Origin of the sequence: Pseudomonas sp. B28(2017), from assembly GCF_002113025.1 — a bacterium.
Taxonomy (GTDB): Bacteria; Pseudomonadota; Gammaproteobacteria; order Pseudomonadales; family Pseudomonadaceae; genus Aquipseudomonas.
Window position 1 is genome coordinate 566,266 of sequence record NZ_NEJH01000002.1, and the last position, 20,530, is coordinate 586,795.

A 20,530-nucleotide genomic window follows, 5' to 3' on the forward strand; every position below is an offset into this window, starting at 1 on the left:
CGGCCGCCGACCGTCCCCTCGTTCCACAGCCTTTGGAACCCGAAATAACCATGTCATCGCGTAAATTTGGACTCAACCTGGTCGTGGTGCTCGCCATCGCTGCCTTGTTTACCGGCTTCTGGGCGCTGATCAATCGCCCGGTCACCGCCCCCAACTGGCCGGAGCAGATCTCCGGTTTCTCCTACTCACCGTTCCAGCAAGGACAATTCCCACAGAAGGACCAGTATCCGTCCGACGATGAGATGCGCCGTGACCTGGAGATCATGAGCAAGCTGACGGACAACATCCGCATCTACTCGGTCGATGGCACCCTGCAAGACATCCCGAAACTGGCGGAAGAGTTCGGCTTGCGGGTGACCCTGGGGATCTGGATCAGCCCGGACCAGGAACGCAACGAACGGGAAATTACCCGAGCCATTGAAATCGCCAACTCCTCACGCAGCGTGGTTCGTGTGGTGGTCGGCAACGAAGCGATCTTCCGCAAGGAAATTACCGCCAAAGAACTCAGCGTCATGCTGGACCGCGTGCGCGCCGCCGTGAAAGTGCCGGTGACCACGTCCGAGCAGTGGCACGTCTGGGAAGAACATCCGGAACTGGCCAAACACGTCGACCTGATCGCCGCGCACATCCTGCCTTACTGGGAATTCATCCCGATGGACAAGGCCGGGCAGTTCGTCCTCGACCGCGCCCGCGACCTGAAAAAGATGTTCCCGAAAAAGCCGCTGCTGCTGTCCGAAGTGGGCTGGCCGAGCAACGGCCGCATGCGCGGTGGCGCCGATGCCTCACCGGCGGACCAGGCGATTTACCTGCGAACCCTGGTCAACAAGCTCAACCGCCAGGGCTTCAACTACTTTGTGATCGAGGCGTTCGACCAGCCGTGGAAAGCCAGTGACGAAGGTTCCGTCGGCGCCTACTGGGGCGTGTTCAACGCCGCACGCCAGCAGAAGTTCAACTTCGAAGGCCCGGTAGTGGCGATTCCGCAGTGGCGCGTACTGGCCATTGGTTCGGTGGTCTTGGCGCTGTTGTCGCTGACCCTGCTGATGATCGATGGCTCGGCCCTGCGCCAGCGTGGCCGTACCTTCCTGACCTTCATTGCGTTCCTGTGTGGTTCGGTGCTCGTGTGGATCGGTTACGACTACAGCCAGCAATACAGCACCTGGTTCAGCCTGACGGTGGGCTTTCTGCTCGCCCTCGGTGCGCTCGGGGTGTTTATCGTGCTGCTGACCGAAGCCCACGAACTGGCCGAAGCGGTGTGGGTGCACAAGCGTCGTCGCGAGTTCCTGCCGGTGGTGGGCGATTCCAGCTACCGCCCGAAAGTGTCGATCCACGTGCCCTGCTACAACGAGCCGCCGGAGATGGTCAAACAGACCCTCAACGCCCTGGCCAACCTCGACTATCCGGACTTCGAAGTCCTGATCATCGACAACAACACCAAGGACCCGGCGGTCTGGGAACCGGTGCGTGACTACTGCGCAACCCTCGGCCCGCGCTTCAAGTTCTTCCACGTTGCACCCCTGGCCGGTTTCAAGGGCGGCGCGCTGAACTACTTGATTCCGCACACCGCCAAGGATGCCGAAGTGATTGCGGTGATCGACTCGGACTATTGCGTTCACCCGAACTGGCTCAAGCACATGGTGCCGCACTTCGCCGATCCGAAGATCGCCGTGGTGCAGTCGCCACAGGACTACCGCGACCAGAACGAAAGCACCTTCAAGAAGCTCTGCTATGCAGAATACAAGGGCTTCTTCCACATCGGCATGGTTACCCGAAACGACCGTGACGCGATCATCCAGCACGGCACCATGACCATGACCCGCCGTTCGGTGCTCGAGGAGCTGGGCTGGGCCGACTGGTGCATCTGTGAAGACGCCGAACTGGGTCTGCGGGTGTTCGAGAAAGGCCTGTCGGCAGCGTACTACCACGACAGCTACGGCAAGGGCCTGATGCCCGATACCTTCATCGACTTCAAGAAACAGCGTTTCCGCTGGGCCTACGGGGCGATTCAGATCATCAAACGCCACACCGCCAGCCTGCTGCGCGGCAAGGACACCGAGCTGACCCGTGGCCAGCGTTACCACTTCCTCGCGGGCTGGTTACCGTGGGTGGCGGACGGCATGAACATCTTCTTTACCGTCGGCGCACTGTTGTGGTCGGCAGCGATGATAATCGTGCCGCAACGGGTCGATCCACCGCTGCTGATCTTCGCAATCCCGCCACTGGCGCTGTTCGTGTTCAAGGTCGCCAAGATCATCTTCCTCTACCGCCGTGCGGTTGGAGTGAATTTGAAAGATGCCTTCTGCGCGGCGCTGGCCGGACTGGCGTTGTCCCACACCATCGCCAAAGCGGTGCTGTACGGCTTCTTCACCAGCAGCATTCCGTTCTTCCGTACACCGAAAAACGCCGACAACCACGGCTTCTGGGTGGCGATTTCGGAAGCCCGGGAAGAGATGTTCATCATGCTGCTGTTGTGGGGCGCGGCCTTGGGGATCTTCCTGGTGAACGGTATGCCGAGCAATGATATGCGCTTCTGGATCACCATGCTGCTGGTGCAGTCGCTGCCGTACGTCGCGGCGCTGATCATGGCGTTCCTGTCGTCGCTGCCGAAACCGACCGCCGAGCCTGAAACGGCACCTGTCGTCTAAATCTCTGCGGATGCACTAAACGGCGGCCAATGGTCGCCGTTTTGCTTTAAGATAACCGCCATTTTGCGGGGCTTGGCGGAGTACGGTTTGTCAACCGACCCAATACCTGTGGGAGTGAGCCTGCTCGCGAAGACGTTGTCACAATCAAAGTTTATGTTGACTGACACACTGCATTCGCGAGCTGGCTCGCTCCCACAGTAGCCCATGCCCAATTTCATGTTCCCGGAGTTTTCCATGACGGCCCACGCCGACCTTTCGCCGACCCTCCAACTCGCCATCGACCTGATCCGCCGTCCGTCCGTGACGCCGATCGACGCCGATTGCCAGAAGCAGATGATGCAACGCCTGGGCGATGCCGGTTTCACCCTGGAACCGATGCGCATCGAAGATGTGGATAACTTCTGGGCCACCCACGGCCAGGACGACGGTCCGGTGCTGTGCTTCGCCGGCCACACTGACGTGGTCCCGACCGGCCCGGTGACGGCCTGGCAGATCGAACCGTTCAACGCACTGATCGACGAACACGGCATGCTCTGTGGCCGTGGGGCCGCCGACATGAAAGGCAGCCTCGCCGCCATGACCGTCGCCTCCGAGCGCTTTGTCGCCGACTACCCGAATCACAAGGGCAAAGTCGCGTTCCTGATCACCAGCGACGAAGAAGGCCCGGCGCATCACGGCACCAAGGCGGTGGTCGAACGCCTCGCCGCACGCAAGGAACGTCTGGACTGGTGCATCGTCGGCGAACCGTCGAGCACCAGCCTGGTGGGTGATGTGGTCAAGAACGGCCGTCGTGGCTCCCTCGGCGCCAAGTTGACCGTGCGCGGCGTGCAAGGCCACGTGGCCTACCCGCACCTGGCGAAGAACCCGATCCACCTCGCGGCGCCGGCCCTGGCCGAACTGGCTGCCGAGCACTGGGACCACGGTAACGATTTCTTCCCGCCGACCAGTTTCCAGATCTCCAACGTCAACTCCGGCACCGGTGCGACCAACGTGATCCCGGGTGATCTGGTGGCGGTGTTCAACTTCCGTTTCTCCACCGAGTCCACCGTCGAAGGCCTGCAGAAGCGCGTCGCCGACATCCTCGACAAGCATGGCCTGGACTGGCACGTCGACTGGGCCCTGTCCGGCCTGCCGTTCCTCACCGAGCCGGGCGCACTGCTGGACGCGGTGTCTTCGAGCATCAAGGACGTCACCGGTCGTGAAACCAAGGCGTCCACCAGCGGTGGCACCTCCGACGGCCGCTTCATCGCAACCATGGGCACCCAGGTTGTTGAGCTGGGCCCGGTCAACGCGACCATCCACCAGGTCAACGAGCGCGTGTTGGCAGCGGATCTCGACGTGCTGACCGAAATCTACTACCAGACCCTGATCAAGTTGCTCGCCTGATGCTGGCGTGCCCGATCTGCAGTGAACCGCTGAACGCGGTCGACAACGGCGTGGTCTGCCCCGCCGGGCATCGTTTCGACCGTGCGCGTCAGGGTTACTTGAACCTGTTGCCGGTGCAACACAAGAACAGCCGCGATCCCGGGGATAACCAAGCGATGGTCGAGGCCCGCCGCGACTTCCTGAACGCCGGCCACTATGCGCCGGTGGCCAGGCGTCTGGCGGAGCTGGCGGCAGGTTATGCGCCGCAACGTTGGGTCGATATCGGTTGTGGCGAGGGTTACTACACCACGCAGATCGCCGAGGCCTTGCCGGATGCTGACGGCTACGCGCTGGATATCTCTCGCGAAGCCGTCAAACGCGCCTGCAAACGCAACCCGAAGCTCACCTGGTTGATCGCCAGCATGGCGCGGGTGCCGTTGGCTTCCGGCAGTTGCCAATTCCTGGCGAGCGTCTTCAGCCCGCTGGATTGGGAAGAAGCCAAACGTCTGCTCAGCGTCGGCGGCGGCCTGATGAAAGTCGGGCCGACCAGCGGCCACCTGATGGAACTGCGTGAGCGGCTGTACGACGAAGTGCGCGAATACACCGACGACAAGCATCTGGCCCTGGTGCCCGAAGGCATGGTGCTCCGGCACAGCGAAACCCTGGAATTCAAACTGACGCTGGCAAGCGGTCAGGACCGGGCGAATCTGCTGGCCATGACGCCTCACGGCTGGCGCGCCAGTGCCGAGCGCCGTGCAGCCGTTATCGAGCAGGCCGAGCCGTTCGAGGTCACCGTGTCGATGCGCTACGATTATTTCGTTCTGCAGTAGTCATTAGAGAGCAACTTTAATTTTTGGTCTTGGGCAATGGCTCAAGACCGGCTAAATCCGCGAATGGATTTTTCAGACCCGCAGTGAGGACATCCATGCGCCAGCCCGATATCGAGATTTACCTGAAAGACGCCGACGTCGACCACAAAGCCATTTCCACCTGGCTCGGTGCGGCATTGGGTCCGTGCACGGATTGGGTCCAGAAGGGCCAGACCTACAAGTGCAAGGCCGGCAACGTGCCCGTGACCTGGCTGCCAAAAGCGGTCGGCAAGTGGAACAGCCTGTACCTGGAAAGCGACCAGACCCCATGGGACGACGACATCGCCTGCGCCCGCGCCGCCTTTGCCGCGCTCAACGTCGAAGTGCGTTGCGCACCGGGTAGCTGGGTCGAGGAAGAAGATGAGGAAACAGCAGACCGCTGGATTCGCATCAGTGCCGATGGTGAAGAAGAAATCACCTGGAAGACTGCCTGAAGCCTGAACACCGCCCCTGTAGGAGCGAGCTTGCTCGCGATGGTCGTCAACGATAACGCGCCAATTCCGGGAAAGCGCGGCGTCCTTGAGTTCTTCGCGAGCAAGCTCGCTCCTACAGTGGTTTTTGGGTGAACTGAAGAGTGGGTTTACAGCCCCACTACATCCTCAGCCTGCAAGCCCTTCTGCCCTTGCACCACCGCGTACTCGACCTGCTGGCCTTCGGTCAGCGAGCGGTGGCCTTCGCCACGAATCGCGCGGTAGTGCACGAACACGTCCACCCCGTCTTCGCGCTGAATGAAGCCGTAGCCCTTGGCGTCGTTGAACCACTTCACGTTGCCGGTTTCGCGTGTTGCCATTTGTTCATACTCCCTTTTTATTATTGATCGGGCTTTTCGCAGGAAAGCCTCGGGAACGTCAGCCTGCGCATACCGGTCCCATGAGGACGACGGCGACAGTGCGCCGAGTATATGTCAGACATTTAATCTCTCAATAGCACTTTGATTGCCGCTTTTTTGCCGATTTTCAGTGAATCCGGCAAACTATCGCCCGCCCGAGCAAACGCTTGGTTTTATCCACTCACGCAGAAGCCGTATGACCCGTTCCCCGTTCCGCCGTCTTGTGTTTGGCACCCTGCGCCGACTGTTGTACCTCTGGGTTCGCTCGGAGACGATCAACCAGTCGTCGTTCACACTCAACCTCGACCGCAGTCGTCCGGTGTTCTACGTCCTGCAAAACCCCTCGCTGACCGACCTCGCCGTGGTCGATACCGAGTGCAGCAAGGCCGGTCTGCCACGCCCGGTGCTGCCGGTTTCGGTGGGTAACCTGCTGGAACCTGCCGCGTTCTTCTACCTGACGCCGGACCCGGACTGGCTCGGCCGCCAGGACAAGCGCGGCGCGCCGCCGACGTTGACCCGCCTGGTCAGCGCCCTGAGCCAGAACGCCGCCGAAGATGCGCAGATCATTCCGGTCAGCGTGTTCTGGGGCCAGTCGCCGGACAGCGAAAACAGCCCATGGAAACTCCTGTTCGCCGATAGCTGGGCGGTCACCGGGCGCCTGCGTCGCCTGCTGAGCATCATCGTGCTGGGACGCAAGACCCGCGTGCAGTTCTCCGCGCCGATCCACCTGCGCGAACTGATCGAACACGACAAGGGCCACGCGCGCACCGTGCGCATGGCCCAACGCATCCTGCGGGTGCACTTTCGCAACCTGAAGGCCGCGGTGATCGGCCCGGACATTTCCCACCGGCGCAACCTGGTCAAGGGCCTGCTCAACCAGCCGCTGGTCAAGCAAGCGATCTTCGACGAAGCCGAGCGCGAAAACATCTCTCCGGAAAAAGCCAAGGCCCAGGCCTTGCGCTACGGCAACGAGATCGCCTCGGACTATACCTACACCGCGATCCGCTTCATGGAAGTGGTGCTGAGCTGGTTCTGGAACAAGATCTACGACGGCATCAAGGTCAACAACATCGAAGGCGTGCAGAAAGTCGCCCCGGGTTACGAAGTGATCTACGTACCCTGCCACCGCAGCCACATCGACTACCTGTTGCTGTCCTACCTGCTGTTCCGCAATGGCCTGACCCCGCCGCACATCGCCGCCGGGATCAACCTCAACATGCCAGGGATCGGCGGCTTGCTGCGTCGCGGCGGTGCGTTCTTCATGCGCCGTACCTTCAAGGGCAACCCGTTGTACACCTCGGTGTTCAACGAATACCTGCACACGCTGTTCACCAAAGGCTTCCCGGTGGAGTACTTCGTCGAAGGCGGCCGTTCGCGCACCGGACGCATGCTGCAACCGAAGACCGGGATGCTGGCGATCACCCTGCGCAGCTTCCTGCGTTCGTCGCGCATGCCCATCGTCTTCGTGCCGGTGTACATCGGCTACGAGCGCGTGCTGGAAGGCCGCACCTACCTCGGCGAACTGCGTGGCGCGAGCAAGAAGAAAGAATCGATCTTCGACATCTTCAAAGTCATCGGTGCACTCAAGCAACGCTTCGGCCAGGTGGCGGTGAACTTCGGTGAGCCGATCAAGCTGGCGGAGTTCCTCGACAACGAGCAGCCAGACTGGCGCAAACAGGAACTCGGCCCGCAGTTCAGACCGGCATGGCTCAACGAAACCACCAACCGTCTCGGCGAGAAAGTCGCGCAGCATCTGAACGAGGCAGCAGCGATCAACCCGGTCAACCTGGTGGCGTTGGCGTTGCTGTCCACCAGCCGTCTGGCACTGGACGACCGCGCCATGGCGCGGGTCCTCGACCTGTATCTGGCGCTGTTGCGCAAGGTGCCGTACTCGCCGCACACCACACTGCCGGAAGGTGATGGCCGTGCGCTGATCGAGCACGTGAAGGACATGGACCTGCTGTCCGAGCAGAGCGACGCCCTTGGCAAGATCCTGTATCTGGACGAGCAGAACGCCGTCCTGATGACCTATTACCGCAACAACGTGCTGCACATCTTCGCGCTGCCAGCGTTGCTGGCGAGCTTCTTCCAGAGCGCCTCGCGCATGAGCCGCGAACAGATCCTGCGCTACACCCGCGCGTTGTATCCGTACCTTCAAGCGGAACTGTTCATTCGCTGGACGCTGGACGAACTGGATGCGGTGATCGACCAGTGGCTGGAGGCGTTCGTCGAGCAAGGCCTGCTGCGCTTCGAGAACGATGTGTACCTGCGCCCGGCCCCAAGCTCGCGGCATTTCGTGCTGCTGACCCTGCTGTCGAAAAGCATCGCCCAGACCCTGCAACGCTTCTACATGACCGTGTCCCTGCTGCTCAACAGCGGCCAGAACAGCATCAGCGCCGAAGAACTGGAAGACCTGTGCACGGTCATGGCCCAGCGCCTGTCGATCCTGCATGGCCTGAACGCCCCGGAATTCTTCGACAAGAGCTTGTTCCGCCATTTCATCCAGACCATGCTGGATCTCGACGTGCTCAAGCGCGACGAGGCCGGCAAGCTGGGCTATCACGAACTGCTCGGCGAACTGGCCGAAGGCGCGGCCAAGCGGGTGTTGCCGGCGGAGATTCGCTTGTCGATCCGGCAAGTGGCGCTGCATCGCAGTGAAGATGCAGCCGACCAACCCGCAGCGCCTGAACAAAGCGTCTAGATTGATCAGGGCGCCAGTCGGCTCTGGCGTCCTCGATACGGAGATCTTTCGATGAAAAAACTGTCCCTGATCGCCGCCGCCGTGCTGCTCACTGCCTGCCAGCACCCGACTCCGGCACCCAAGGCATCCCTCAATGGTGAAGTCTTCTACCTGCAACGCATCGCACTGCCACCAACCGCGATCCTCAGTGTCAGCCTGCAAGACATTTCACTCGCCGACGCCCCGGCCAAGGTCATCGACGAACAACGCGGCCCGGTCATAAGCCAGGTGCCGCTCCCCTTCAAGCTGAGCTACGACCCGCTGCAGGTCGAGCCCAATCACCGTTACTCGATCAATGCGCGCATTGAAGTCGATGGCAAACTGCTGTTCATCACCACCGAGAATCACGCCGTGCGCCTGGACGGCTCAGATCCACAGCCCTTGAAGGTCCGCGTCGACGCGGCCCGCTAAGTCTTTTTGAAAAAGGAAGTTGCCATGTTCCGCCCTACCCTTCGCTTTGCCGGCCTGTGCGCAGGCCTGATGATCTCCGCGAGCGCACTCGCACTGTCCCTCAGCGACCTGTCGCAGACAGACGCCACCGGCGGGCTCAAGGACGCCTTGACCCAAGGCGCGCAACTGGCCGTAAAACAACTCGGCACCCCGGGCGGCTTCAGCAACAACCCGGACGTGAAAATCGAACTGCCGGGCAAACTGGGCAAAGTCGCGAGCAAGATGAAACAGTTCGGCATGGGTGATCAGGTCGATGAGCTGGAAGCCAGCATGAACAAAGCGGCGGAAACCGCCGTCACCCAGGCCCAGCCGATCCTCGTCGATGCCGTGAAGAAAATGACCGTGGAAGATGCCAAGGGCATCCTCAGCGGCGGCAACGACTCGGCCACCCAATACCTGAACAAGACCAGCCGCGAACAGATCCGCGCCAAGTTCCTGCCCATCGTCAAGCAAGCCACCGACAAGGTTGGCCTGGCCCAGCAGTACAACTCGTTCGCCGGACAAGCGGCGACCATGGGCGTAGTGGATGCGAAAAACGCCAACGTCGAAAACTACGTCACCGAGCAAGCGTTGAATGGCTTGTTCGAGATGATCGGCAAACAGGAAGAAACCATCCGCCAGAACCCGGCGGCTGCGGCGACCAGTTTGGCGAAGAAGGTGTTTGGTTCGCTCTGAGCCTCCGCGAAAACACTGTAGGAGCGAGTACATCTGAAAAAGTCAGGTCGGCCGGTAGGCCGCCTTCGCGAGCAGGCTCGCTCCCGCAATATGATCGGCGTCCCCCCACCACTCAACAGGCCGAGCGTTAGCTCGCCTGCCGCTTTTGATCTTGATCCACCCGCCCCCTCGGAAGGCTGAGTGGAGGTGTTCATTCGGGGATGGGCGCACAGCGCCGTTCGACGCAGTCGAACTCATTGCATGTAGGTCGAGCGAAGCCGACCGGAGGGCAATGCCCCCGGATGAATACCGGAGCGAAGGAACCCCGAGCCCAGGCGAGGGGCCGTACGTAAGGGGCGAGACCTTTTGGTTCCTTTTGGCTGGGCCGGCACACCGGGCGTTTGCCAAAAGGGACTCGCCGTAAGGGCGAACCCCTAAGCCGCCATTACCCAAATAATGGATAAGCCCCCGGTCAAACGGACTCCTTCCTGACCCGAAACCACGCCGCATACAACGCCGGCAAAAACAAAAGCGTCAACGCCGTGGCAACAATCAACCCGCCCATGATCGCCACTGCCATCGGCCCAAAGAACACACTGCGCGACAGAGGAATCATTGCCAACACCGCCGCGAGCGCCGTCAACACAATCGGCCGGAACCGCCGCACCGTGGCCTCGATAATCGCCTGCCATGGCTTCAACCCGGCGGCGATATCCTGCTCGATCTGATCCACCAGAATCACCGAGTTGCGCATGATCATCCCGGACAAGGCGATGGTCCCCAGCATGGCCACGAAACCGAATGGCTGACGGAACACCAGCAGGAACAGTGTCACTCCGATCAACCCCAGCGGCGCCGTCAGAAACACCATCGCCGTGCGCGAGAAACTTCGCAATTGCAGCATCAGCAAGGTCAGCACCACCACGATGAACAACGGCACGCCAGCCTTCACCGAGTTCTGCCCGCGCGCGGAGTCTTCCACCGTACCGCCGACATCCAGCAAGTAGCCATCTGGCAGTTCGGCGCGGATCGGGTCGAGGGTCGGCATGATCTGTTGCACCAGCGTCGCCGGTTGCTCCTTGCCATAGATGTCGGCACGAACCGTCACATTGGGCAGACGGTTGCGGTGCCAGATGATGCCCTCCTCGAAGCCGTACTCCAGGGTGGCAATCTGCGACAGCGCTACGCTGCGACCGTTATCGGTCGGCACCGCCAGGCTCGGCAGCAATGACAACTCGGTGCGCTCATGCAAGGTGCCGCGCAACAGGATCTCGATCAACTCGTTGTCTTCACGGTACTGACTGACGCTGGAACCGGTCAGGGAGCTTTGCAGGAACCTCGACAGGTTCGCCGTGCTCACGCCCAGCGCCCGCGCGCGGTCCTGATCGATGTTCAGGTACACCACCTTGCTCGGCTCTTCCCAATCCAGGTGGACGTTGACCACATGCGGGTTCTCGCGAACCTTGGCCGCGACTTTACGCGCCAGCGCCCGCACCTCCTCGATGTGCTCCCCGGTCACGCGGAACTGCACCGGATAGCCAACCGGCGGACCGTTTTCCAGACGCGTGACCCGCGAACGCAAGGCCGGGAATTGCTCGTTGAGCGTTGCGATCAGCCAGGTACGCAGGGCTTCGCGTTCCTCGATGGTTTTCGCCAGGACGACAAACTGGGCAAAGCTCGCCGCTGGCAGTTGCTGATCCAGCGGCAGGTAGAAACGCGGCGAACCGGTGCCGACGTAGGCCACGTAATTGTCGATCCCCGCCTTGTCCTTGAGCAGCGCTTCGAGGCGTTTTACCTCGTCTGCGGTATTGCTCAGCGAAGCGCCTTCGGCCAGTTTCAGATCGACCATCAACTCCAGGCGACCCGATGCCGGGAAAAACTGTTGTGGCACAAAACGGAACAGCACGATGGAGGCGATGAACAACAGCACGGTCGCCAGAATCACCGTTTTGCGCCAGAGCACACACCACTCCACCAGACGCCGGACGCGCTGATAGAACGGCGTGCCATACGGATCGGGCTGGCCGGCACCGTGTTTGGCGGCGTGAATTTTCGCCAGGTCCGGCAGGAGTTTTTCCCCGAGGTACGGCACGAAGACCACGGCGGCAACCCATGACGCCAACAACGCGATGGTGACCACCTCGAAGATCGAACGGGTGTATTCGCCAGTGCCCGATTGCGCCGTGGCAATCGGCAGGAAGCCGGCCGCCGTGATCAGCGTACCGGTGAGCATCGGGAACGCGGTACTGGTCCAGGCATAACTCGCCGCTTTGATCCGGTCGAAGCCCTGCTCCATTTTGATCGCCATCATTTCCACGGCGATGATCGCGTCGTCCACCAGCAAGCCCAGCGCCAGTACCAGCGCACCGAGGGAGATCTTGTGCAGGCCGATGCCCAGGTAATACATGCAGGCGAAGGTCATTGCCAACACCAGCGGAATCGCCAGGGCCACCACCATGCCGGTACGCACGCCGAGGGAGAAGAAGCTCACCAGCAACACAATGGCCAGTGCCTCGACCAGCACCTGCACGAACTCGCCAACACCGGTTTTCACCGCTGCCGGTTGGTCGGAGACTTTGCGCAGCTGCATGCCGGCCGGGAGGTTTTTCTGAATGCGGGCGAATTCGATTTCCAGCGCCTTGCCCAGCACCAGGATGTCACCGCCGTCCTTCATCGCCACCGCCAGGCCGATCGCGTCTTGCGCCATGAAGCGCATGCGCGGCGCCGGTGGGTCATTGAAACCACGCCGCACGTCGGCCACATCGGAGATGCGAAAGGTGCGATCAGCGACGCGGATCGGGAAGTTCCTGATCTCGTCGACCGTCTGAAAATTCCCCGTCACCCGTAGCTGCAATCGCTCGCTGCTGGTTTCGAAGAAACCTGCGGTGGACACCGCGTTCTGTTCTTCAAGGGCTTGCTGGACGGTAGCCAGCGGCAAACCGAGAGTGGCGAGTTTGACGTTGGAAAGTTCGATCCAGATTTTCTCGTCCTGCAATCCCAGCAGCTCGACCTTGCCCACATCCTTGACCCGTTGCAGCTGGATCTGGATGCGGTCCGCGTAATCCTTGAGCACGGCGTAGTCGAAACCCTCGCCGGTCAGGGCGTAGATATTGCCGAACGTGGTGCCGAATTCATCGTTGAAAAACGGCCCCTGAATCCCCGGCGGCAGGGTATGACGGATGTCGCTGATTTTCTTGCGCACCTGATACCAGAGCTCCGGAATCTCCACCGAGTGCATGGAGTCGCGGGCGATGAAGGTCACCTGGGATTCACCCGGACGGGAGAACGACACGATGCGCTCGTACTCGCCGGTTTCCATCAGTTTCTTTTCAATGCGTTCGGTGACCTGGCGCGAGACTTCCTGGGCAGTCGCTCCTGGCCAGTTGGTGCGAATCACCATGGCCTTGAAGGTGAACGGCGGGTCTTCGCTCTGGCCGAGCTTGGTGTAGGAAAGAGCGCCGACAATAGCCAGCAACAGCATCAGGAACAGGACGATCTGGCGATTACGCAGCGCCCATTCGGAAACGTTGAAGCGCATCGGGGCTTACTCCTTGTTTGCCAGATTGACCACGCGGTTCGAACGATCCACCGGGCGTACCTGCTGCCCTTCGAGAAGCACATGAACACCAGCGGCCACCACCCAGTCGCTGGCGTTGAGCCCTTCAAGCACCGGTACGCTTTTCTCGCCGAAGGCACCCACGCGCACCGGAGTTTTCTTCAAGGTGTTGTTGGCGCTGACGACCCAGACATAGGTCACGCCGTTTTCCGCCGTCAGCGCTGAGAGCGGAACGGACAGAGGGACCGCGTCGGCAGCCTGCACGAATACTCGGGCACTCTGGCCAAGCTCGACAGGCACCTTGCCGGCGTTGAAAGCGATGCGCGCCGCAAAAGTGCGCGACTTGGGATCAGCCGCTGGCGACAGTTCACGGATGCGCCCTTCGAAGCGCTGATCGGGTTGAGTCCAGAGCTCCACCGAAACCGGCTCACCGACCTTGAAACGGCCGAAATTCTGCTCCGGCAGGCTGATCGACACTTCACGCTCACCATCGGTGGCCAGGGTGAACACCGTTTGCCCGGCGGCCACGACTTGCCCGACTTCCACCAGACGCTTGGCCACGACACCGTCCTGCGGCGCACGCAACACGGCGTAGCTGGCCTGGTTATTGGAAACGTTGAATTCGGCTTTGATTTGCTTGAGACGCGCTTCGCCGGAGCGGTAGAGATTTTCGGCGTTGTCGTACTGCGAACGACTGACCAGTTGGCGCTCCATCAGGGTCTTGTAGCGATCACGCTCGGAGCGAACCAGATTCAGATTGGCTTCAGCGGCGGCGACCTGGGCCCGGGTGGCCTCCAGTTGCAGGCGCACGTCCTGGGGATCGAGCTCCGCCAAAGGCTGATCGGCCTTGACCCGCTGCCCTTCCTCGACCAGTCGTCGGCTGACTTTGCCACCGATACGGAACGCCAGGTCCGGCTCATAACGCGCGCGAACTTCACCGGGATAACTTTCCATGGACCGCGCCGAGGGCTCTGGCTGGACCACCATGGCCGGGCGCACGCTGACTTGCGGTGCCTCTTCGTGACCACACGCAGACAATAAAAAAGCCAGGGTGACTGGCAACGCGAGGGGCAAGGCATAGCGGAACATGGTGAAGGACCTTTCGCTAATGGTGCTTTGAATAATTATACTGAGCAGTATGTTATTAATAGCAAACTCACCAGTCCAGTAATAAAAACGAATATGCCAAACAATCTTTCAGCACCCAATGGCCCAGGCAGACCCAAGGATCTGGTGAAGCGCCAGGCGATTCTCGATGCGGCGAAAACGCTGTTTCTGAGTAAGGGGTATGCCAATACCAGCATGGATGCTGTCGCAGCCGAGGCCGGTGTGTCGAAGCTGACGGTCTATAGCCACTTCAACGACAAGGAGACACTGTTCTCCGCCGCCGTGATGGCCAAGTGCGAGGAGCAGTTGCCACCGCTGTTCTTCGAATTGCCGGAAGGCGTGGCCGTGGAAACCGTGCTGCTGAACATCGCACGCGGTTTCCATCAGCTGATCAACAGTGATGAATCGGTGAACCTGCACCGCTTGATGATGACCCTGGGCAGTCAGGACCCGAAACTCGCGCAAATTTTCTTTGAAGCCGGCCCACAGCGCATGCTGCATGGCATGGAACGCTTACTGAGCAAGATCGATGAAAGTGGTGCGCTGAGCATCGACAAGCCGCACAACGCCGCCGAACACTTTTTCTGCCTGCTCAAGGGCGCCGGGAATTTCCGCTTGCTGTATGGCTGCGGCGAGCCGCCGGTTGGCGAAGCGGCGGAGAGCCATGTACGGGAGGTGGTGGGGTTGTTTATGCGGGCTTATCGGCCTGAGTAGGCCTGGTGGATTGTTGGTGCCTGGACTGACGCCATCGCGAGCAAGCTCGCTCCCACACTGGATCTATAGATCACCACAAATCCCCTGTGGGAGCGAGCTTGCTCGCGATCGGGGCAACTAGGTCTTACGGCTTGAGCGCCTTCTTCGGATAGATGTCATACCGACTGGACTTGCCATCCAGCGCATGGCTCGGCTTCGGCCCTTCGATGCACGGCGCCTTGCGCGGGCGCTTGACCACTACCCGGTGGCTGGCCAGGGCCAACGCGGCTTCGAGCAATGCCGGCGCGTCCGGGTCATCGCCGACCAGCGGTCGGAACAGGCGCATTTCCTTCTTCACCAGCGCGGTTTTCTCGCGGTGCGGGAACATCGGGTCAAGGTAGATCACCTGCGGCGGTTCGCCCTCCCAGTTGCGCATCACCTCGATCGAATTGCCCTTGAGCAAGCGCATGCGCGCCACGATCGGCGCCACGTCGAAATCTTCCGCACCACGTGCCAGGCCGTCTTCCAGCAAGGCGCCAATCAGCGGCTGACGCTCGATCAGGCTCATCTCGCAACCGAGGCTGGCCAACACGAATGCATCCTTGCCCAGTCCCGCCGTGGCATCCAGTACCCGCGGGCGCACGCCCTGGGCAATACCAACAGCCTTGGCGATCATCTGCCCGCTGCCGCCGCCGTACAACCGGCGATGGGCCGCACCGCCCTCGACGAAGTCCACCCGCACCGGCCCAGGCGCATCCGGCCCCAGCTGTTGCAGCTGCAAACCCTGGTCACCCACCTGCAAGGCAAATTCGCCATCCGCCACTTGCATCGGCAAGCCCAGGCGCTCGGCCCATTGCTCGGCTTGTGGCTCGAAAGCCGCGTCCAGGGCCTGGACATGGATGCGGCAGGCCGCAGGTTGATCAATCATCGGAAAACACGCTCAAAAAATTAATGATCGGCAAAAACGGCCGATAACAAAACTATCGAGCATTTTGCCAGAGCTGAGCGTCGACCGAGAGAAATGTCAGACATTCAACCCACAATCACAGGTTTTATCTCGCCCTACGGCGACTACAACCTGCGAAACACCCAGGCACTGAGCGGCGTCAGCCACATCTGGCAGGATTTCTTTGCCCGGGCGCTGGCCGAACAGTCGGGTGAAGTGCTGCCCCAATCGCTGAACTTTCCTCCGGTCGATCTGGAAAGCCCGGTTGAACCCACCGTTGGCAGCGACCTGCTGGCGCATATCGTGTCCCAGCGCGAATGCGACGTGAAGGACACCCCGGTCCGCCCGCCCGAGCCGCTGTTCCTGCCGATTGCCGAATTCGAAATGGACCTGGCCGACAAGCCACGCCCACCGTTCCCGGCGGATGAAATCGTCGCCCAGCAAAAACAACAGGACTTCGAAAGCGGCTGGGTGCGCCCGATCGTGCTGAACGCCGGTCAGCCGTTACCAGAAGCCAGCCCTGCCCCGCAACCGCGTCCACTGCATCTGCCAATCGCCGAATTCGAACTCGATCTGCTCGACAAGCCGTTCCCGCCGTTCTCGCCAGAAGAACTGGTGGAACAGCAGAAACAACTCGATTTCGACAACGGCTGGGCCCGCCCGATCATCCTGCAGAACCTGCGCATCGCCGCCTGATCCTCACCGCCCTTACAAATCCCCTGTTCCGCCTTTGAAGAATTGATTGGCCTTCTGGTACGGCATCGACCGCGAAGTGAAACCGAACGTGCCTGACGTCTGGATTTCTTCGGCGGCGCGAAAGAATTCGCCATACGCCGCCAGTGCCAGCGCCGAACCGACGCTGATGCGCTTGACGCCCATTTCACCCAACTGCGCGACCGTCAGCTTCAAGCCGCCCGACATCAACACATTCACCGGCTTTGGCGCCACGGCGCGCACCACGGCCAACACCTCCTCGGCGCTACGCAGACCGGGTGCGTAAAGCACATCGGCACCGGCCTCGGCGAATGCCTGCAAGCGGCGGATGGTGTCATCCAGATCGGGATTGCCGTGCAGGAAGTTTTCGGCCCGGGCGGTCAATGTGAAGGGGAACGGCAAACGGCGAGCGGCCGAGACAGAGGCCTCGATCCGCGCCACGGCGTGTTCGAAACAGTAGATCGGGCCTTCTTCGCGGCCGGTGGCATCTTCAATCGAACCACCGACGGCACCGGCCTCGGCAGCGCGCAAAATGCTTTTGGCGCAATCAGCCGGGTTGTCGGCAAAGCCGTTTTCCAGGTCGACTGCAACCGGCAAGTCGCTGGCGGCGACAATCGCCCGAACGTTCAACAGGGTATCGTCGAGGGTCAATCCGCCATCGGCACGGCCCCGGGAAAAGGCATAACCGGCACTGGTGGTCGCCAGCGCCTCGAAGCCGAGACTCGCAAGCATTTTCGCCGAACCGGCATCCCACGGATTGGGTATCACAAATACACCGGGGTGCTCATGAAGGGCTTTGAACGCCTGGGCTCGAAGGGTTTGCGCATCCATTGGGCAGGCTCCTGAAGAGGGGAAGGAATCCGCCTCAGAGCAGGCCAAGTTGCTCGGCGACGGGCTCTCTGTATAGCTCAGGCAGCGCCGGCAAGCCAGGCAAACGCAGCATCAGGCGGGCGTGAAAACGCTGCGCCAGTTTCGCCGCCAGCAGGTTGTCGGCCGTGTGCAGGAAGATATACGGTGTGCGGCCTTCTTCGATCCATAGCGCGATTTTCTCGACCCATGGCTGCAGAAACCTATCGTTGGCCTCAAGCGTCGGGTGGCCGATAAAACGTACCTGCGGGAACTGCGTGAATGCTGCCGGACGCGGTGGCACACGGGGTTTCTTCGATTGGGCGTGCAGCACCGAAGCCTCGGTGGACGTGCAACTGAACAGCGCACGGGGATCGAGGCAGATGCGTTCGACACCGCGATCCAGCAGCAGGCGATTGAGCATTCGTTCGCTGTCGCCCTTGGCGAAAAAATCATCATGCCGCACTTCAACGGCCAGCGGCCGCTGCAGGGCATCGATAAATCCGGCCAGTTCATGCAAACGTTGCGGCGTGAAGCTTTTCGACAGCTGCAACCACAGCGGCGCCACCCGTTCACCGAGAGGGCTGAGCAATTGCAGGAAGGTGTCAGCGGCGGTCAATTGCTCGCGCAGATCGCCACCGTGGCTGATCTCGCCGGGAAACTTGGCGGTGAAACGAAAATGTTCGGGCATGGTGTCGGCCCAACGCTGCACGGTGCCGGCAGCCGGGCTCGCGTAGAAAGTCGTGTTGCCTTCTACGGCATTGAATACCTGGCAATAGAGATCAAGAAAATCAGTGGCTTTGGCGTCTGGCGGATAGAGGTAATCGCGCCAGGCGTTCTCGCTCCAGGACGGACAACCGAGGTAATAAGGCAGCACCATCAAATGTACAGGTCGAGCCTCAGCACATCCGCTTCCCAATCGACGAAACCGGCGGTGCTCAGGTAACTGGCCAGGGCTGTCGCCACGCTTTTGCTCATGACGCGGTGGTAAATCATGTCTTGCTGACGGGCAGGAAGATTGCTCAGTTTTTGCGCAGAGGCTTTGGCGGCGCGGGCAGCCAGTTGCTCTTCAGTCGGGAATTCCAGCTCGCCTTCGATATCAATGGCGTCATCTTCCACCACGCGGCCTTTACGGGGTTTGCGCTTGATAGGGTAGGACTGAGAGGAAACGCCGTCTATACGCATACGTGCATACTCGGAATCAGTGATGGCAGTTTAGTGGCGCAAAACCCGCTTCGCAAACCGCCGAGTGATAACTAGAACACATAAAAGGCAAAAGGTTTAAAAGCCGGGTTAGAAAATGACGATTGGCTATGTCCATTTGAACGCCTTCGCGAGCAGGCTCGCTCCCACAGGAACTGTGCTATCCCTTGTGGGAGCGAGCCTGCTCGCGAAAAGACCTGCTCGGTATCGGGGGTTAACGCGCTTTAGGCGTCGCCACTTTATCCCGCAGATACACCGGCTGCGCCTCGTCGGCCACGATCGCCTCGCCGCGTTCCCAGGCAAATCGCGCCAGGGTCAGCAGATCTTCGGCGTGGGGCAACATGCCCGCGTCCTTCCCGCTCAGGCTGACGGCGATACGCTCGCCATAGCCCCAACCGGTGCCGGCGCCAAACCACTCGCCACTGGCATCGACCGGCAGTGCAGCGGACTCCGGCGGCAGTACCGCTTCCGCCCCCACCAGACGCATCTCCCCGACCGTTTCGCGGTAGCAACCCCAATACACTTCATCCATGCGCGCATCGATGGCGGCTGCGACCTGGGTGGCGCCGTGTTCGCGCAACGCACGTTGCGCCAGCACGGCCAGGTTCGACACCGGCAGCACCGGGCGATCCAGGGCAAACGCCAGCCCTTGCACCACGCCGATGGCGATGCGTACACCGGTGAAGGCACCCGGCCCACGGCCGAACGCAATGGCATCGACCGCTTGCAGGGTGGTGCCAGCATCGGCCAGCAATTGCTGGATCATCGGCAACAGCTTCTGCGCATGCAGGCGCGGGATCACCTCGTAATGGCTCGTGACCTTGCCGTCATGCAGCAAGGCAACGGAGCAAGCTTCAGTCGCGGTGTCCAGGGCCAGCAAGGTGCTCATCGATGTTTCCGTAAAAGAGGTCAGAAAAAGTGCGCCAGTATAAACAACTACGGCCCGCAAGCGGGCCGTGGATGATGCAGCGGATCAGGTTTTTCAGCTCAGCGCTTCAAGTACCTTGGCGGTGATCGCTTCAACCGAGCCAACACCTTCGATATGGCTGTACTGCGGCTTGCCATTGGCAGCCGACAGCTTCTGGTAGAACTCCACCAGCGGCTTGGTCTGCGAATGGTAGACCGACAGGCGATGACGCACGGTTTCTTCGGTGTCGTCCTTGCGCTGTACCAGCTCTTCACCGGTGATGTCGTCAATGCCAGCAGTTTTCGGCGGGTTGTAGACGATGTGGTACACGCGGCCGCTGGCCTCGTGAACACGACGACCGGCGATACGCTGGACGATTTCTTCGTCTTCGACGGCGATTTCAACCACTGCATCGAGCTCGACGCCAGCCGTCACCAGGGCTTCAGCCTGGGGAATGGTGCGCGGGAAGCCGTCGAACAGGAAACCGTTGGCGCAGTCGGACTGGGCGATGCGGTCCTTGACCAGTGCAATGATCAGGTCATCGGACACCAGGCCGCCGGCATCCATGATGCTCTTGGCCTTGATGCCCAGCTCGGTGCCGGCCTTGACCGCGGCACGCAGCATGTCGCCGGTGGAGATTTGCGGAATGCCGAATTTTTCGGTGATGAACTTAGCCTGAGTACCTTTACCGGCCCCGGGAGCTCCCAGCAGAATGACGCGCATCGATGTGCTCCTCAATTTTTTATATGGATAACGTCAGATTCGCCTCGTGGGGCCAATCTCAAAAATAGGGTCGTGACCGCCCAAACGGCCAAAGGCTGCTCAAGATACACAGCAGGCTGCGCCCACACAAGCCGCCAAAAGTCGGAGAAACCGCTGCCTCCTGCGACCATTGCGCACAGTTTCCCAAGTCGCAACCCCATCATTAACTGTCGCCTGACAGCACTTTTCAACCCGTCATACAGCGGCATCCGACCCACCTGCCGGATGCCTGACCCCACGGCAAAAA

At 60.9% G+C, this 20,530-nt stretch carries 18 protein-coding genes; 9 read left to right on the top strand and 9 right to left on the bottom strand.

Annotated features, from left to right (window positions below):
* The first annotated feature begins 50 nt into the window (after nt 1–50).
* The 4 genes from CAF65_RS07400 to CAF65_RS07420 all read left to right on the top strand — a co-directional run bounded on the left by CAF65_RS07400 (nt 51) and on the right by CAF65_RS07420 (nt 5,310).
* The gene (locus CAF65_RS07400) at nt 51–2,642 is read left to right on the top strand and encodes a glycosyltransferase (protein ID WP_085715707.1); all 2,592 of its coding nucleotides are present in this window, start codon (nt 51–53) and stop codon (nt 2,640–2,642) included.
* Between the two features lie 234 nt (nt 2,643–2,876).
* The gene (gene dapE, locus CAF65_RS07410; RefSeq protein ID WP_085715709.1) at nt 2,877–4,028 is read left to right on the top strand and encodes a succinyl-diaminopimelate desuccinylase; all 1,152 of its coding nucleotides are present in this window, start codon (nt 2,877–2,879) and stop codon (nt 4,026–4,028) included.
* Nucleotides 4,028–4,837, top strand: coding sequence for a putative RNA methyltransferase (locus CAF65_RS07415; protein WP_085715710.1), 810 nt, complete (start codon nt 4,028–4,030; stop codon nt 4,835–4,837). Before dapE ends, CAF65_RS07415 begins: the two co-directional genes overlap by 1 nt.
* A 95-nt stretch (nt 4,838–4,932) precedes the next feature.
* A complete protein-coding gene (locus CAF65_RS07420; protein ID WP_085715711.1) occupies nt 4,933–5,310 on the top strand; it encodes a hypothetical protein in 378 nt (125 codons plus the stop codon).
* A 146-nt stretch (nt 5,311–5,456) separates the two neighbouring features.
* Here CAF65_RS07420 and CAF65_RS07430 read toward each other — a convergent pair whose 3' ends face one another.
* Nucleotides 5,457–5,666 carry a cold shock domain-containing protein gene (locus tag CAF65_RS07430; protein ID WP_008019570.1) on the bottom strand — a complete coding sequence of 70 codons (210 nt, stop codon included), beginning with the start codon at nt 5,664–5,666 and terminating at the stop codon, nt 5,457–5,459.
* Between the two features lie 235 nt (nt 5,667–5,901).
* Between CAF65_RS07430 and plsB the strand changes: the two genes are divergently transcribed.
* Genes plsB through CAF65_RS07445 form a run of 3 tightly spaced genes read left to right on the top strand, consistent with a single transcriptional unit; the run spans nt 5,902 to nt 9,570 of the window.
* Nucleotides 5,902–8,406, top strand: coding sequence for a glycerol-3-phosphate 1-O-acyltransferase PlsB (plsB, locus tag CAF65_RS07435; protein ID WP_085715712.1), 2,505 nt, complete (start codon nt 5,902–5,904; stop codon nt 8,404–8,406).
* A 51-nt stretch (nt 8,407–8,457) separates the two neighbouring features.
* Nucleotides 8,458–8,856 carry a YbaY family lipoprotein gene (locus CAF65_RS07440; RefSeq protein WP_085715713.1) on the top strand — a complete coding sequence of 133 codons (399 nt, stop codon included), beginning with the start codon at nt 8,458–8,460 and terminating at the stop codon, nt 8,854–8,856.
* A 24-nt stretch (nt 8,857–8,880) separates the two neighbouring features.
* Nucleotides 8,881–9,570 carry a DUF4197 domain-containing protein gene (locus CAF65_RS07445; protein WP_085715714.1) on the top strand — a complete coding sequence of 230 codons (690 nt, stop codon included), beginning with the start codon at nt 8,881–8,883 and terminating at the stop codon, nt 9,568–9,570.
* 451 nt (nt 9,571–10,021) lie between these two features.
* Here CAF65_RS07445 and CAF65_RS07455 read toward each other — a convergent pair whose 3' ends face one another.
* Both CAF65_RS07455 and CAF65_RS07460 read right to left on the bottom strand, forming a co-directional pair.
* A complete protein-coding gene (locus tag CAF65_RS07455) occupies nt 10,022–13,087 on the bottom strand; it encodes an efflux RND transporter permease subunit (protein ID WP_085715715.1) in 3,066 nt (1,021 codons plus the stop codon).
* 6 nt (nt 13,088–13,093) lie between these two features.
* Nucleotides 13,094–14,194, bottom strand: coding sequence for an efflux RND transporter periplasmic adaptor subunit (locus tag CAF65_RS07460; protein WP_085715716.1), 1,101 nt, complete (start codon nt 14,192–14,194; stop codon nt 13,094–13,096).
* Between the two features lie 93 nt (nt 14,195–14,287).
* On the opposite strand from CAF65_RS07460, the gene CAF65_RS07465 reads away from it, so the two are divergent.
* Nucleotides 14,288–14,926 carry a TetR/AcrR family transcriptional regulator gene (locus CAF65_RS07465; RefSeq protein WP_085715717.1) on the top strand — a complete coding sequence of 213 codons (639 nt, stop codon included), beginning with the start codon at nt 14,288–14,290 and terminating at the stop codon, nt 14,924–14,926.
* Nucleotides 14,927–15,050: 124 nt separating this feature from the next.
* Here the strand turns inward: CAF65_RS07465 and CAF65_RS07470 are convergent, their stop codons facing one another.
* Nucleotides 15,051–15,833 carry a class I SAM-dependent methyltransferase gene (locus CAF65_RS07470; RefSeq protein WP_085715718.1) on the bottom strand — a complete coding sequence of 261 codons (783 nt, stop codon included), beginning with the start codon at nt 15,831–15,833 and terminating at the stop codon, nt 15,051–15,053.
* 93 nt (nt 15,834–15,926) lie between these two features.
* Between CAF65_RS07470 and CAF65_RS07475 the strand changes: the two genes are divergently transcribed.
* Complete coding sequence (locus CAF65_RS07475; protein ID WP_085715719.1) at nt 15,927–16,547, top strand: energy transducer TonB; 621 nt, start codon at nt 15,927–15,929, stop codon at nt 16,545–16,547.
* 12 nt (nt 16,548–16,559) lie between these two features.
* On the opposite strand, the gene CAF65_RS07480 is transcribed toward CAF65_RS07475, so the two are convergent.
* From CAF65_RS07480 to adk, 5 genes are all read right to left on the bottom strand, one after another.
* The gene (locus tag CAF65_RS07480; RefSeq protein ID WP_085715720.1) at nt 16,560–17,396 is read right to left on the bottom strand and encodes an oxaloacetate decarboxylase; all 837 of its coding nucleotides are present in this window, start codon (nt 17,394–17,396) and stop codon (nt 16,560–16,562) included.
* Between the two features lie 34 nt (nt 17,397–17,430).
* Entirely contained in the window at nt 17,431–18,291 is an 861-nt protein-coding gene (locus CAF65_RS07485; RefSeq protein WP_085715721.1) for a DUF72 domain-containing protein, read from the bottom strand.
* Nucleotides 18,291–18,596 (bottom strand): hypothetical protein, encoded by a 306-nt coding sequence (locus tag CAF65_RS07490; RefSeq protein WP_085715722.1) that lies wholly within the window; start codon nt 18,594–18,596, stop codon nt 18,291–18,293. Before CAF65_RS07490 ends, CAF65_RS07485 begins: the two co-directional genes overlap by 1 nt.
* Before the next feature lie 232 nt (nt 18,597–18,828).
* Nucleotides 18,829–19,503: a tRNA (adenosine(37)-N6)-threonylcarbamoyltransferase complex dimerization subunit type 1 TsaB gene (gene tsaB / locus CAF65_RS07495; protein WP_085715723.1), complete on the bottom strand. Its 675-nt coding sequence runs from the start codon at nt 19,501–19,503 to the stop codon at nt 18,829–18,831.
* A gap of 93 nt (nt 19,504–19,596) precedes the next feature.
* Complete coding sequence (gene adk, locus CAF65_RS07500) at nt 19,597–20,244, bottom strand: adenylate kinase (protein WP_085715724.1); 648 nt, start codon at nt 20,242–20,244, stop codon at nt 19,597–19,599.
* Between the last annotated feature and the right edge of the window lie 286 nt (nt 20,245–20,530).

Coding starts and splice junctions, on each gene's coding strand:
- CAF65_RS07415 (WP_085715710.1), top strand. CDS start 4,028: ATGCTGGCGTGCCCGATCTGCAGTGAACCGCTGAACGCGGTCGACAAC.
- CAF65_RS07485 (WP_085715721.1), bottom strand. CDS start 18,291: ATGGTGCTGCCTTATTACCTCGGTTGTCCGTCCTGGAGCGAGAACGCC.
- CAF65_RS07490 (WP_085715722.1), bottom strand. CDS start 18,596: ATGCGTATAGACGGCGTTTCCTCTCAGTCCTACCCTATCAAGCGCAAA.
- CAF65_RS07465 (WP_085715717.1), top strand. CDS start 14,288: ATGCCAAACAATCTTTCAGCACCCAATGGCCCAGGCAGACCCAAGGAT.
- CAF65_RS07430 (WP_008019570.1), bottom strand. CDS start 5,666: ATGGCAACACGCGAAACCGGCAACGTGAAGTGGTTCAACGACGCCAAG.
- plsB (WP_085715712.1), top strand. CDS start 5,902: ATGACCCGTTCCCCGTTCCGCCGTCTTGTGTTTGGCACCCTGCGCCGA.
- CAF65_RS07460 (WP_085715716.1), bottom strand. CDS start 14,194: ATGTTCCGCTATGCCTTGCCCCTCGCGTTGCCAGTCACCCTGGCTTTT.
- CAF65_RS07475 (WP_085715719.1), top strand. CDS start 15,927: ATGTCAGACATTCAACCCACAATCACAGGTTTTATCTCGCCCTACGGC.
- CAF65_RS07470 (WP_085715718.1), bottom strand. CDS start 15,833: ATGATTGATCAACCTGCGGCCTGCCGCATCCATGTCCAGGCCCTGGAC.
- CAF65_RS07455 (WP_085715715.1), bottom strand. CDS start 13,087: ATGCGCTTCAACGTTTCCGAATGGGCGCTGCGTAATCGCCAGATCGTC.
- CAF65_RS07400 (WP_085715707.1), top strand. CDS start 51: ATGTCATCGCGTAAATTTGGACTCAACCTGGTCGTGGTGCTCGCCATC.
- CAF65_RS07440 (WP_085715713.1), top strand. CDS start 8,458: ATGAAAAAACTGTCCCTGATCGCCGCCGCCGTGCTGCTCACTGCCTGC.
- CAF65_RS07445 (WP_085715714.1), top strand. CDS start 8,881: ATGTTCCGCCCTACCCTTCGCTTTGCCGGCCTGTGCGCAGGCCTGATG.
- CAF65_RS07480 (WP_085715720.1), bottom strand. CDS start 17,396: ATGGATGCGCAAACCCTTCGAGCCCAGGCGTTCAAAGCCCTTCATGAG.
- tsaB (WP_085715723.1), bottom strand. CDS start 19,503: ATGAGCACCTTGCTGGCCCTGGACACCGCGACTGAAGCTTGCTCCGTT.
- adk (WP_085715724.1), bottom strand. CDS start 20,244: ATGCGCGTCATTCTGCTGGGAGCTCCCGGGGCCGGTAAAGGTACTCAG.
- dapE (WP_085715709.1), top strand. CDS start 2,877: ATGACGGCCCACGCCGACCTTTCGCCGACCCTCCAACTCGCCATCGAC.
- CAF65_RS07420 (WP_085715711.1), top strand. CDS start 4,933: ATGCGCCAGCCCGATATCGAGATTTACCTGAAAGACGCCGACGTCGAC.